8 protein-coding genes are annotated in these 14520 nt (G+C 48.3%); 4 read left to right on the top strand and 4 right to left on the bottom strand.

Features of this window, described 5'->3' with window-relative positions; genetic code table 11:
* Window positions 1-197 precede the first annotated feature (197 nt).
* The 4 genes from CYPRO_RS02970 to CYPRO_RS02985 all read left to right on the top strand — a co-directional run bounded on the left by CYPRO_RS02970 (window position 198) and on the right by CYPRO_RS02985 (window position 10562).
* Window positions 198-4925, top strand: coding sequence for a PAS domain S-box protein (locus CYPRO_RS02970; RefSeq protein WP_114983211.1), 4728 nt, complete (start codon window positions 198-200; stop codon window positions 4923-4925).
* Window positions 4926-4959: 34 nt separating this feature from the next.
* Window positions 4960-8325, top strand: coding sequence for a chemotaxis protein CheB (locus CYPRO_RS02975; RefSeq protein WP_164682488.1), 3366 nt, complete (start codon window positions 4960-4962; stop codon window positions 8323-8325).
* A 3-nt stretch (window positions 8326-8328) separates the two neighbouring features.
* Window positions 8329-10038 carry a sensor histidine kinase gene (locus tag CYPRO_RS02980; RefSeq protein WP_114983213.1) on the top strand — a complete coding sequence of 570 codons (1710 nt, stop codon included), beginning with the start codon at window positions 8329-8331 and terminating at the stop codon, window positions 10036-10038.
* A 113-nt stretch (window positions 10039-10151) separates the two neighbouring features.
* The gene (locus CYPRO_RS02985; protein WP_114983214.1) at window positions 10152-10562 is read left to right on the top strand and encodes a response regulator; all 411 of its coding nucleotides are present in this window, start codon (window positions 10152-10154) and stop codon (window positions 10560-10562) included.
* A 30-nt stretch (window positions 10563-10592) separates the two neighbouring features.
* On the opposite strand, the gene smpB is transcribed toward CYPRO_RS02985, so the two are convergent.
* The 4 genes from smpB to CYPRO_RS03005 all read right to left on the bottom strand — a co-directional run bounded on the left by smpB (window position 10593) and on the right by CYPRO_RS03005 (window position 14282).
* A complete protein-coding gene (gene smpB / locus CYPRO_RS02990; RefSeq protein WP_114983215.1) occupies window positions 10593-11057 on the bottom strand; it encodes an SsrA-binding protein SmpB in 465 nt (154 codons plus the stop codon).
* Between the two features lie 187 nt (window positions 11058-11244).
* The gene (locus CYPRO_RS02995; protein WP_124245496.1) at window positions 11245-11685 is read right to left on the bottom strand and encodes a hypothetical protein; all 441 of its coding nucleotides are present in this window, start codon (window positions 11683-11685) and stop codon (window positions 11245-11247) included.
* A 107-nt stretch (window positions 11686-11792) separates the two neighbouring features.
* A complete protein-coding gene (locus CYPRO_RS03000; protein ID WP_124245497.1) occupies window positions 11793-13007 on the bottom strand; it encodes a site-2 protease family protein in 1215 nt (404 codons plus the stop codon).
* 27 nt (window positions 13008-13034) lie between these two features.
* Window positions 13035-14282, bottom strand: coding sequence for an arginine deiminase (locus tag CYPRO_RS03005; protein ID WP_240644818.1), 1248 nt, complete (start codon window positions 14280-14282; stop codon window positions 13035-13037).
* Window positions 14283-14520: the final 238 nt, after the last annotated feature.

The raw sequence follows: 14520 nt of genomic DNA on the forward strand, positions 1-14520 counted from the left end.
AAAATATCTTCCCGAGCCCGTTTTTTTGTCTTCTGTAATTTGAAGAAAATTGCCGTTGCTTCAAATGATGTGGTTAAAGCGGGAATAAAATTGGAGGTATATTTAAAATATTCTTATTGGAAATGATTATTTTACGAAGTGATAGTTCATTACCTAAGCGCAGCCGTAATTCATAGTATTAAGGACAGTGTACCGAAATGGGGAAATCTGCTTCAGAAAACCAGCTCAGCGGGCTGATCAGTAAACTTCTTAAAGGCGAAGAAGTTGATTATGAGCAATTCAGGGATGTGCCTGTAGAACAAATTATAGAACAGCTTAATATTTACCATCAGGAGCTCGAATATCAGAATCAGGAGTTGGTGCAGGCCCGTACGGTAGCGGAACTTTCAGAAGCCAGGTTTAAAGATCTTTTCCAGAATGCGCCCTTTGGTTATATAGTGCTTAATGCTGATATGGTTGTCTCTGAAGCAAATACGGCAGCTTCAGGATTGCTTGGGAAAAATAATGTTAACCTTAAAGGCACTAAAGTCACAGATTATATTCAGGCCGAACGTCAGGATGATTTCTACTTTTGTCTGCGTCGTCTGAAGGAAAAGCCGGGTAGTGAGGAATCTTTTGAATTCAGGGTCAAAGCTGACAGCGTAAACGGGGGGCAAGGTAAAGAGCTCGTCCTGTTTGCGCGCCTTCAGTTTATGAAAGACGCCGCGCCAACAGCTGCTATTTCCAAAGCCATACCGCAGTACCGAATGCTGATTGTCGATATTACGGCGGAGAAAAAGCAGGAAGAGCGGCTCACCTCGCTGCTGAATAATCTGCCTGTTGGTGTTGTTGCGGCTGATCCTGCCCAAAAAACCATTGCGTTTTGCAATCAAACGATGTGCGATATGCTCGGGCTGAATGGGGCGCAGCTTATGGGGCGATCGCTGGTGCATTTTCATCCTGAAAAAGAGCAGGCACGGGCAGCTGCAGAATATGATAAAGGGCGGGATATAAACATCTCAGTTCAGCATCCTTTTGCGCTTAAACATGCTTCCGGCAGGCTCATTTATGCCACCGTTACGGCCGTAGAGCTTGATTTGTTTGGAAATACGTACTGGTGCGGGGTGTACAGTGAGGTAACCGATCACCTGGAAAACCTGCATAAGCGGCACATGTTTCAGGATATCGTTGATAACACGTCTGACTTTGTAGGCACAGCTACGCTGGATGGACAGGTGATATACGTTAACCAGACTTTTAGTAGCAGATTAGGATATGACATTGAAACGGAGGTACTGGGTGAACATATAATCCGGTTCCACCCGCAGTGGGTGCAGGATCTGATGAAAAGGGAAGCTTTGCCGCAACTTATGGAAGAGGGGATGTGGAAAGGTGATACGGTCATTCTTTCAAAAGACGGAAAAGAAATTCCGGTTTCGCAGCTAATGATTCGCCATGACAAGCCGGATGGAAGCGCTGACTTTATTTCCACCAGCCTGCGCGATATGTCTGACCGGCAGGAAATCGACCGGCTTCAGGTTTTGCAGCAGCAGGAAAAGGAAGCGGCTGACGCACGGATCCGGAGAGAACAGCGGAAAATGGAGCTTATTCTTTCTCAGGCTCCGGATGGGGTGATCAGCGTTGACGGCGAACGTCGCATTCAGTTTCTGAATAAAGTTGCGCAGCGCATGTTCGGCATCGAACCAAAGGAAGTTAAGGGGAAAAATATTGATGAAGTCATACCGCATCTGTCATCTGTATTTGGTGATATGTCTTATGACACCCTGAAAAATCTAAAGGGTCATGATCTGCCCTTACAGGATCTGAACGGAAATCCGTTTTGGGGGCAGGTTTCTGTAAGTGTGGTCGATTTTGAAGATGAATTGTATTACACCCTGTTTATCAGAGATGTGACGGAGCGCAAACAGAATGAAGAGCTTCTGATACGTAACACAAGGCGCCTGAATGAAATTGCGCTCAACAGTCGGACTATAGCCTGGGAAATTGATGCTGAGGGCGTTTATACGTTCATTAGCCCGGTATGTGAAACCATGCTGGGCTACAGGGTATCTGAAGTGGTTGGTCATAAAACTTTGTTTGATCTTCATCCTGCCGAGGGCCGTTCCGTCTTTGAAAAAAAAGTACGGGCTGCGTTCCTTCAGGGAAAGCGATTCACAGCGTTCTACAACAAAGTGCAAACCAAAGACGGACATGTGATATGGGTGTCAACCAACGGCGTGCCTGTATTTGATGCCGACGGAAAATTAAAGGGGTATCGCGGCAGTGATACAGATGTGACCGATCTGATTGAAGCAGAACAACGTAACCGCCTGCTTCAAAAAGCAGTTGAATCCAGCACGGTTGGTATTGTACTGGCTGATATGACCCTGGAAGATCAGCCGTTGATTTACATTAACCCTGCTTTTCAGCACATTACGGGCTATCATCCGGATGAAGTGATCGGGAAAAACTGTCGTTTTTTACAGGGCGATGATACCCTGCAGGATGAACTGAATACCATCAGAAAAGCCATAAGGGAAGGCAACAGTTGCCGTGTAACGCTTCGGAATTACCGCAAAAACGGCAAGTTGTTTTGGAATCAGCTTTCGCTGTCACCCATTTATGATGAAAATAATACCCTAACCCATTTTGTGGGGGTGCAGCAGGACATTACGAAACTCAAGGAAGCAGAAAATTCGCTCAAACGGCAAAACGCACTACAGTCTTTTCTGCTCTCTGTTTCGGCCCGTTTTGTAGATGTTAAGCCGGACGAGCTGAATCAGGTCGTATCGGAAGTACTGGGCGAAAGTGCAGAATTGATCCATGCTGACAGGCTCTACTGTGCCATATACACAGATGACCGGGACGTACTTCAACCGCAGTGGCTGACTAATGATAAAGGGACGTCCGCTGGTTTTCCAGCTGTATTCTTTGAAGACTATCAGTCAGGCAAAACGCTGTTTATTCACAATACCTCTAACCTTGGGCAAAATCATCCTTTAAAAAAATGGCTGGCTGGCCGCGGCGTTTGTGGCCTTGTGGCTATGCCGCTCATGCAAGCCGGAACCTGTACTGGTTTTCTGATTGCTGAAAATCTGGAAAGCTCCTTGTTTCTGGAAAAAGAACATCTGAATATGATGGGTATTCTTATTCAGCTGCTCGTTAACCTGCAAAACAGAATGAATGCACTGGGACAGCTGAGCCAAAGTGAAGAAAAGTTTGCGATGGCTTTTCAGTCGAGTCCGTATGCTATAGCCATATCGGAACCCGATTCAGGGCGGTTGGTGGAAGTGAACAGTGCTTTTTACCAGTACACAGGCTATACCCCTGATGATGTGCGTCACGACCGCGTAACTTCTCTCAATGTCTGGGCCCGTAAGAAAGAACGGTTGGTCATGACTAAGGCTCTTAAGCGCGGCCAAAAGGTTGAGAATATGCAGTTTGAATTCCGCAAAAAAAACGGGGAAATATTTACCGGGCTGCTGTCTTCCAGAATTATTCATATCGATAACAAGCCCTATTACATTACAAGTATTAGTGACATTTCAGAGCGCATTGCCGCCCAGCAAAAGCTTGCGGAAAGTGAAGAGAAATACCGGTTGCTTTTTGCGGCCAACAAAGACGCTATCACCGTATTTTCTTTGGATACCGAAAACCCGGAAATCCTCGAAACCAATGCAGCTGCGGAAGAACTGACGGGCTACCCGCTTGATGAATTAAAGGGCATGCCTATAACCATGCTGGAAACAGGGCTCACTGCCGGGGAAGTTGCGCGAAGGGCGGAGCGCTTGTACGATCACGCGGAGGTGAACTATGAAACCCGGATCAGGACGAAGTCGGGCGAAATGAGAGACCTGGAGGTGAAAGCAGTGCTCGTCTTTTATGAAGACAAGCCCGGCTACATGACGATTTCACGGGATATCACCCGGCGTAAAAAAGACGAAAAAAAGCTGCGGAATGCGCTATTGCGAAATCAGGCTATGTTTGCAGCACTGCCTGATATGATGTTTCTGTTCGATAACAAGCTGGAAATTATTGATTATAATGCAGCTGATGAAGCAGAAATGATCGCCGATCCTGACTTTTTCAGCGGCAAAGGGCTGCATAGTTTTATGCCGTCCCGCATTGCAGATGAGGCAAATCAGGTGATCCGCCGTGTACTGGATACCGGCAATGCAGACACCTATACCTACTCTGTGGTCATGGGTAAAAAGAGGCGCTATTACGAAGCGCGTTTTGTGGCCTGCGGCACCGATCAGGTGATGGCTGTCGTACGCGACATTACAGATGCCAAAGAGGCGGAGAGGGAGATCCTCAGATTTAGCCGGTTAATTGAAGGCTCCATCAACGAAATCTATTTATTCACCCCCGGCGACTATCGTTTTCAGGTCATGAATCCGGCTGCACTCAGAAACCTGGGATACGAAGCGGAGGACGTTGAAAACCTGGATGTCATGAAGGTCGCCAACGTAACCCAGCAGCAGCTTAATGAGGCCCTGAAACCTTTGTACACCGGTGAGCAGAGTACGGTTATCATGGAAGCGAAGCACTTCCGAAAAGATGGTAGCAGCTACGATGTGCAGTCCTACATCCAGCTTATAACCTATGAAGACGAGCAGCTTTTTGCAGGTATCGTTGTGGATATTACCGAACGGCTGAACTATCTGCGCTACCTTGAAAATCAGAATAAAGTGCTTCGCGATATTTCATGGACCCAAAGCCATCTGGTACGGGCTCCGCTCGCAAGGATGATGAGCCTGATCATGCTGCTTCAGGAAAAAGACTTTGAAACCTTCTCAGAAGAAGACATCCTTCAGTACCTCAGTGATTCAGCGCGCGAAATTGATGACATGATTCATCAGATCGCCGATAAAACAGAAAACACGGTTTTCAGAAATACAGGGGCTGATGATGCGCCAGATCCTTCAAACCATTCCAAAGCATAAAGCAAAGCGCTGCAAAAATTCCGATCAATTCATTATGTCTGACACCCAAAAACCAACCCCTCCGGAATCCGCTTCTTCAGAGCCTCAAGCCGCTGAACAGGATACCAAACATGAATCCGCAACTGAGCTTGTCGTGGTAGGTATCGGCGCTTCCGCTGGCGGACTGGAAGCCCTGCAGGAATTCTTTACCAACATGCCGGTGGACTCAGGGCTTGCCTTTGTAGTAGTGCAGCACCTTTCTCCGGATTATAAAAGCCTGATGGATGAACTGCTCGCGCGCCATACCCGAATTCCGATACACATCGCAAAGGACGGAATGCAGGTAAAACCTAACAACATATACCTGATTCCGCCGCGTAAAAATATCTCCATCTTTCACGACCACCTTTACCTTGATCTGCAGAATCAGAAAAAGAGCCTGAATCTGCCGGTTGATATTTTCCTGCGCTCTCTTGCCGTTGAGAAACAAAAACATGCCATTGGTATCATCTTGTCCGGTACCGGTAGTGATGGTACGCTGGGCGCGCGGGCCATAAAGGAGGTAGGCGGTATGATGATGGTACAGGATGAAAAATCTGCCAAATTTGACGGCATGCCGCGAAATGCCATCGCTACCGGACTGGTGGACTTCGTCCTTGAGCCGGCTAAAATGCCGGAAGCCCTGGTTGACTACCACAAGCATCCCTTTACAAAACCCAATAAGAAAACCGAAAACATTCTCACGCAAAATATCGGGGCGCTCCAGAAAGTAGCGCTCATTCTTCGGGAGCACTGTGGTATTGATTTTTCATACTACAAAGAAAACACCCTGGTTAGGAGGCTCGAGCGCAGGCTGAGTATCAACCGCTTCGACAACCTGGACGATTATCTGATATTTTTGAATGAGTCGTACAAAGAAAAAGAAGTCCTGTTCAAGGAGCTGCTGATCGGGGTTACCGGTTTCTTTCGCGACAGACAGGCTTTTGAGTCTCTGCGGGAGAAAGTGCTGGAAAAAACAGATTTTAGCTCCAAAAAACTGATGCGCATCTGGTCGACGGGCTGCTCAACAGGAGAAGAAGTTTATTCCGTGGCCCTGCTCTTCCTTGATTATTTCGAAAAAAACAATATTGAATGCGAGCTTAAAATTTTTGCGACCGATGTGGACCGCGCAGCACTTGAACAGGCAAGCATTGGATTCTACCCCGATGGCATCATAAGCGACCTCGACCCGGAGCTCCTGCATAAATATTTTCATCGCAGGGACAACGGGTTTCAGGTAAATGAGAATGTGCGTAAAACCATTGTATTCGCGACCCATAACCTCCTTAAAGATCCGCCTTTTTCCAAACTCGATCTGCTGGTATGCCGCAATCTTTTTATTTATATCAAACCGGAAATGCAGCACCGTTTACTGATTTCCTTTTTCCACAGCATTAACCCGGGCGGGCATTTGTTCCTGGGCAGCAGTGAAACCCTGGGCAGCTTGAGCGAAGCCTTCGATATTCTTGATACCAAGTGGAAGATTTATCAGGCAAAAAGAGGCTACCGGCCGCCCATGCTTCAGAATATTCCGGTCGCAAACTACTTGCCTCAGCACAAACCGCGGCAGCAGGCAGTTCAGGATCCTAAGGGGGATTTATTCAAAGTTGATAAGGTCACGGAGCAGTTACTGGAACTGCTCGCGCCCGCTTCCATCATTGTGGACCCGAACGACAACATTGTGCACATCATTAACAATGTCAACCGCTTCATTTCATTCAAATCGGGCCGCTTTTCTAATAACCTGTTCAACAGCCTGAATCCCGAACTCGGCATAATTGTCACAACGCTTTTACACCGGCTCCGCAAACAGGATAAATCTGTGGTCAGTATGGAAGGGGTTGCGGATATACCCGGTTTTGAAGGCAAAAATATATATATGGAGGGCCGGCGGCTTGAAATACACAAAACGCTTTATTCCGTAATCTCTTTCTGGGTGAAGGATGAAACGGATCAAGCCAAAGGTTCAGATAATGTCACAGCCGGCAAGCGCACAACAGCTGACAGCTACCAAAGGACAGGCACTGACGGTTACCTGGTGCTTCAGAATGAACTCAAGCAGGTAAAAGAAAATTTGCAGGCTACCGTGGAAGAGCTTGAAACTTCCAACGAAGAACTTCAGTCGAGCAACGAAGAGCTGATCGCTTCCAACGAAGAGTTGCAGAGTACCAATGAGGAGCTGCAGTCGGTAAACGAGGAGCTGTTTACGGTGAACTATGAATACCAAAGCAAAATTGATGAGCTCACCAAGATCAACAATGACATCAACAACCTGCTTAAAAACACTGAAATCGGTGCACTCTACCTCGACACTAAGCTGTGCATTCGAAAATTCACGCCGCTCGTTGCTGAAATTACCCATATTCTGCCGACCGATATAGGCCGGCCTATGGCGCATATTTCCGTGCTGAACGTGTATCCGGAAATGCTGGATGACATAAACTATGTCGCGGAAACCCTGCAGCCGCGGGACCGGGAGATTAAAGCGAGCGACGCACGGGTTTTCCTGGTACGGACACGCCCGTATCGCACCCAAAACAATGCTATAGAAGGTGTGCTGCTCACCTTTGTAGAAATCACGCGGGTAAAACAAGAACAGGCACGGTACCGCGATGTGGCATTTAAGCTGCAGCGCGCGCTCACTCTGGGACAGATGGCCTGCTGGTATTGGGACACCGAAGATGACGCATTTAGCTGCGACCCGCTGCTGGTTGAAATGCTGGGATACGAGCCGGACCATTTTCCGGGAACCCTGACCCTTGTGCAGCAACTTCTTCATCCCGCTGATGCAGATGTTTTTTTGAAAAACAAAGAACTGCTCACTTCGGGCAAAAAGAGCGAATGGAATCAGGTGCTTCGCCTGAAGCATCATGAAGGACAGTACGTCCCCATCCGTATCAGCGCAAGCTTTGCGAGCAAGGGTACCGATGGAGAAGCACAGCTGGTGGACGGCATTGCCGCCAACGTATCGGAATTACAGGAAAAATTACCCTCAGCAAAGCTGAGCAAGCTGGCACTTCGCAAACTACTGGACGGCATGGCCCATCCCGCCGTGATCACAGATGAACTGCACCATCCTGCCACACCCAATACAGCATATACAGCGCTGACAGAAAGTTTTGAGGTAAGCCCGGCCGCATTTACGGATACCCGCTGGAGGTACGTAAATACGAGCATCGGGGAAGCTCAAAAAAGCTTTGGGGAGTGGCTCAAACAAGTGCAGCACCGGGATGTTGAGGCCGAACTACCATCTCTCTCCGGCATAACCCTCATGTTTGAAGAAACGAAAGTATTCGAGGGTCGTGTGGTGTATCAGCCATTTGTCGTGAAAGGGATTTTCAAAGGAGGCCTGCTTCAATTTTTTAAATCGGAGGGAGAATAAGCGATGAAAGAATATACGCAGGATGATCTGAGACAGCTCGTAGACAGTGTCTCTCACATGAAAGGGCTTGATACTGAAAGCCTGAGGGATAAACCGATAGACCATATACTGGAAACGCTGTCGGTTTACCATCAGGAACTTGAGTTCCAAAACAGAGAGCTGGTGCGTGTTCAGGAATCTTTGCAGGAATCCGAGCGCAAGTTTGCTGAACTGTTTTATCAGGCACCCGTTGGCTATATCATTATCACGGAAGACCGGACTATTGAAGACGTTAACTATGCCTTCTGCGTGCTAACAGGCGTGGATAAGCAGGATATACTGGAAAAGCCTGTTACGGATTTTATCCACCCTGATTTTCAGGACCTGTTTTACATGTTCCTTCTGAAGTTATTCAGGCAAACCCAGGCAAGGCATGAATCCCTTTCCCAGGAAGCAAGCATCACGCTAAGGATACAGGGGAAAACCGCGCATCCTTTCGTAAAACTCAGCGCTTCTCCTACTTTGCTGGGAAGCGGTAAAACCCCGCAACACTACAAAATTACGGTTACGGATATTGATTCACAGATACGCAAGGAACACGCCCTGAGCGTAAGTGAGCATAAATTCAGAAGCCTTATCCGTACCGCACCAATTGGTTTTCTGATTGTGGACCACTCCGACAAAATTGTTTCCATGAATGAGCGGTTTACGCAGCTCACCGGCTTTACGACAGAGACCATGTCGGACATGGATATATTTAGTGATCATGTAGTTTGTACGTGCAAGGATACGCCGGACAATAAATCAGACTGGAAAACACTCAAAAGCCGATTCGGAAACAGCCACAAGTCGGCGCAGGTTTGTTCCTGCACCTTCTGTTGCGCAGACGGCAGCAAGCTCTTTACACACCTTACTTTTTTGCGGGTAGATGACCTGCTGATATTGTCACTGATTGATTTTACCAGTCAGCATGCATTAGAAAAAAGTCTGAAGGAAGCGAATAACGAGCTTCAGCTGCTCAACAGCCAAATGCTGAAACTGCTTTCAGTGATCGGCCACGATCTGCGAAGCCCGATTGCGGCCATTGAAGGCTTTGCCGGATTGCTGCAGGATGAGCTTGAAGGTGATGAAACCCATGCACCCTCTTTGCAATTTGCCGGATTGATACGGGAATCAGCTCAAAAAGCCCATAACCTGCTCTTCAACCTTGTAGAGTGGGCTAAGGTACAAAGTGGTAAAGTTGATCTGAAGCAGCTGCCGGTCAATATCTCTAAGCTGGCAAAAGAGAGTGTGGACTTTTTTGAGGAAGTAGCCGCTCAAAAAAATATCACCGTTTTGCTGGAAGCTGAAGAAGACCTGACCATTACGGGTGATCCGGTATATCTTGCAGCCCTATGCCGAAACCTGCTCAGTAACGCCTTAAAATTCAGCTACCAGGATTCTGAAGTCCTGATAAAAGTCAGCACCGCGCGGACTGGCGAGACCATAGCGATTGAAGTGCAGGATAAAGGTATAGGAATTGATAAAATGCACGTGAATAAGCTTTTTGCACCGGGTGAAAAATATAACCGTAGCGGAACAAACGGAGAGTTAAGTTCCGGTATGGGACTTTTACTTTGTAAAGAAATCACGGAAAAGCATCAGGGTACAATCAGCGTGCGTTCTGAACCCGGAGCCGGGTCAACATTTGTAGTTAATCTGCCTTTAAGCGGAACCGAAGACAACTGTAATTGAAAATTTTTGTATTTTTGGGGCACATTGGCAATATGGACAATTTACAGGAAACGCTTCATCCTGTTTGGATACACACTTACACATTGGAGTTGAAGTTTTTTAAATAAACATTTATGGAAAAAAAAGAAGTAGAGTTTTTGCTTGTTGATGACGACCGGATTGTGCTTATGCTGCATGAAGCGTCTTTAATCAGGAATAAAGTTACCTCGGAACCAAAATCCTTTCTGAATGGTCCCGAGGCACTTGCATACATTCGCGAGCAGTATCCGAAGGGGAAGCATTTTGTTATACTTCTTGATATTTATATGCCTGAAATGGATGGGTGGGAGTTTATTGAAACCCTCAGGGATGAAGATATGATTGAGCGCTCTCATATCATTATTGTTACCTCATCGGTAGATATCCCTGACCGCCTAAAAGTCGAAGAATACCCCGAAGTAATACACATGGTAATAAAAGCCCTGAAAAAACAGGATGTAGAGGAAATCAGGAAGCACCCCAAACTTGCACCGCTGCTGCACTGAAGCGGTTTTCAATAGCGGCAGAAGGAAACCTTAAAGCTGTTGCTTTAGCTGCCGCTCCGTTTCCCGTTTGACATCTTTGGCGGCAATCGTAGCTCGTTTGTCAAACATCTTTTTCCCTTTAGCAAGGCCGATTTCTACTTTGGCTTTTCCTTTTTTGAAGTAAATCCGCAGGGGTACAAGGGTAAAGCCTTTTTGTTTGAGCGCGGTGTCAATTTTGCGGATTTCTTCCCGGTTCAGGAGGAGCTTTCTGTCGCGCCGGGTGTCATGGTTGTTGTAGTTGCCGTGTTCAAACTCTTTAATATACAGATCCTTAAGCCAGATTTCGCCGTGCTGTATGTAGGCGAAGGAATCCGTAAAACTCGCATGACCGGCACGGAGTGACTTGACTTCCGTGCCCTGCAGCACAATACCGGCCTCAAAGCTTTTATCAATGTGAAATTCAAAGAATGCTTTTTTATTTCTAAGCGTCGGAGTTGTTTTCTTGGGGTCGGCCATAGCCTCTGATAATCTTAAATGAAGTGAAAATGATGCGGGCGGTATTACAGTATTACAGTATTTCAGTATGTCATTCAGCTTTATTTATATAAGCACAATTAATGTTTTTAACCAAGTGGGTAAACTGAGTGGTAACGCCCCTCTTGACGTTGCACTGACATACTGAAACACTGACATACTGAATTTGCTACTCCGCTACGCCCTGCGGGATCTCCCGGTTCATGGACTGATAGATGTCTTCGATCTGCCGGATGTTGGCCTGCGCCTGACGGTTTTGCGGGTCAAGTTCGAGCACCCGCCGAAAGTGCGCCAGCGCCATGGGCATGCGCTCGGTCATGTGAATCATCTCGGCATGATACATCAGCCAGGTACCGTAGTGCAGGTGCGTATCGCGCAGCATGACCATGATTTCAGGATTGCTGCCGTCTTCTTTGCGGAGCTTGGTAAGGGCTTCCTCGTAGCGGTCTTCATCTACCAGGAACTGCACCTGAACAGTCAGCGGACCATCAGGTACAGCTTGCAGCTCCCCGTCTCCGGATTGGTTTTGAGAGCCGGCATCAGAGCAGGCAGTCGTCATCATCATTAAAAAAAATAAAACAGCGGCTGTTGTGGCAGTAAAGCGATACATGGGAAATGGTAGGTAGCTTTTGGTGTGAAGGATGATTAGCAGTTGAATGAACACATCTGAAAACCCGCCGCGCTCCGGAATAGTGCGCAGAAATAAATACGGACGAATTAATTCACGTAAATCGGGGTCGGGCTGATACAAAGGATGAAAATCAGCATGGTGAGCCAGCCCAGAATGCGGCGGCGCGGATCCAGGGGTTTTTCAAAATAGACCGGCGGATGCTCAATCTTCACAAAATATACGATGAAAAGCGTGAACATAATCCACACCCCGAAGCCTGAGCCGAAGGCAGATCCCTGCGTAAAGTAGAAGGTAGCGGAGGAAATGAGGAGGGAAAGGCTCCAGATGCTCATTGTCCAGACCGGATCACCGAAGTAGGCTTTTCGTATGATGAGGAAGGAGAGTCCGGCCCAGAGGAACCAGCCCAGATTCAGCTCTGCCGGCAGCCATATTCCCGCCAGCTCGTTGAGCAGGGGCAGGGCCGCAAAGCCAGCCAGGGTGATCACGCCCCCAAAAAACAGCCGGGCTACTTTCTGATGTTTCCGGTACCCGATGAGCGCGTACAGGATGTGACCGCCATCGAGCTGACCAACCGGCATAAGGTTGAGGGCGGTAAAGAACAGGCCCAGCCAGCCGGCCAGTAAAAAGGGGTAGTGATACATTTCCCACATGGGCGGCGCGTTGTCGAAAAACGAGGCCAGGAAAGTGTAGAGCAGGGTTTCACCGAAGAAAATGATTTCAGAGCCTTCCGGCGCAACGGGGTCTTCGGGGAAAGTGCCGTGCTCCTGCACATAGGCAACGACTTCTTCGTGCATTTCGAAATTGTTCAGAAAGTCGGGCTCAGGCAAGGTCGCGAAGCCGTAAATCAGAATGCCAAGCGCAACTACAAAACCAGCCAGCGGTCCCGAAATCCCGATGTCGTACAGCTTGATGGTATCGTTGATCTGCTCCTTGATTTTTATGACGGCACCGATCGTACCTATGGGCGATATCAGCGGGAGCGGAATGAAGTAGGGCAGGCTTGCCCGCACCTTGTGATACCGGGCAGCAAAGTAGTGCCCGAACTCGTGCACCCCCAAAAACAGCAGCAGCAGGAAGGCAAAGAGTACCCCTTCCCAAAAGATCAGGTCGCGTATGCTTTCGGCATGGGCGGTATGGCCCACGAAAAAGATGCCACCCATGGTAGCCACCGAAATAAAGGTGGCCACGAAAAGCAGGCTGTGTTTGAGGATGGCTTTTTTGCCGGTTTCTTCATTTTCAGGTTGTGTGATGCCCTCGGTGAGGTCGACATACACCACATCTTGGTCGTTGGGCTTACTCAAAAATCCTGCTTTTCGCGTGTTAAAGGGTTAGTCAACCATTCTGGAAAACGGCTGCGTCATACACCGGGCGCCACCGCGGCCCCGGCACAATTCATGGCCTTCAAAAGTTATCACCATTTTTCCGCATGTGGAAATATCAAAAGAGCCGTCGCTGTAGTTTTTTACGAAGTCTTTGCCGGCCACAATTTTGTACCCGTGCTTTTCCATTTCGCGGAAGGTGTTCACGTTGCGCTCATACCCGATGATAACACCCGGCGCAAGCGCGAAGGTGTTGGCGCCGTCGCTCCACTGTTCGCGCTGCTGCGCCGTAGGATCATCGCCGCCGCACTTGATGAAAGTCACTTCATGCCCCAAAGCTTCTTCGAGGGCATACTTCAGATTAGGCTTAAGCTCTGTGATGATGCTTCCGTTCGATTTCACCAGGGAAACCACGTTGTCCTTCCGGTCTATGATGGCCGGCGGGAACACGACGCACTCGTTGTAGTTGCTGAACGTAAAAATGGTATCGAGGTGCATGGAAGAGCGTTTTTTCGGGATATCAATAATAAGCACCTGATTGATGCCTTTATCCATAAGCTGCCTTGCCGCGTGCATGAGCCCGCTGAAGGTCGTCCGCTCACTCATGCCGATCAGCACCAGGTCGTCGCGCACTACGAGAATATCGCCGCCTTCAATACTGTCTTCCCCGGAAATAAAAATCGCGTTCTTGCGGATTTCTTCATACATAGGGTGGAAGGTCACAACCGTATCCATCATCAGAGATTCCCGGATACGCGCGGTTTTGGCCGCCTTGGATACCACAATCACGTCATTCACAATGGCGGCAAGGTCACGGGTGAACAGCAGGTTAGGGGTTGGCAGCAGCTCAACAGAAGGGATGGAAGGTGTGCTGCCCTCAATGGCAAAAGCCGCAAGTTCCTGCGCGTCGAGTTCCGCAATCTGCGCGCGTACGGGAGCAAGGTTGCCGTCGCGCTGATTGCGCACAAGGCTGTCGGCAAGATAGGCGCGGGCATCCGGATTTTCGAGGGTTTCGGTGATGAGATTCCGTACTTCCAGAATTTGCAGCTCAGGCAGGGCAGTACGCATTACCTGAAGCATGTCGAGGTGTTCATTCCGGGCATCAAGCTCGTAAATGATGTCATCGAACAGCAGCTGATCTTTGGTTTCGGGAGATACCAGCGAAACTTCAGGGCCGGGGGTATGGGTGATTACGCCTTTGAGCAGGCCGGTTTCGGAGGAGACGCGTAAATCCATAATCGTATCAAATAGAGTCAAAAAGTGGGTTTTTTATGAGTTGCGCAAATATAAGAGCATAGGCTGCGGCAACAAACCCGCGAAAACATGGCCTAAGTGATTTAAACTCAAAACGGTTGTCGTTGCGCCTTCAGCGGCGTGTCGCAGGACGGCATTAACCCGCATCTTTTACCCAAAAACGAGCTTTTTGGACAGCTTTGTTTGTGTCCGGAAAACATCACGGGATGAGGCTGCAGTGCTTCAGCCTGGCAAAATGAGT

It is taken from the genome of Cyclonatronum proteinivorum (assembly GCF_003353065.1).
In the GTDB taxonomy this organism is placed as follows: domain Bacteria; phylum Bacteroidota; class Rhodothermia; order Balneolales; family Cyclonatronaceae; genus Cyclonatronum; species Cyclonatronum proteinivorum.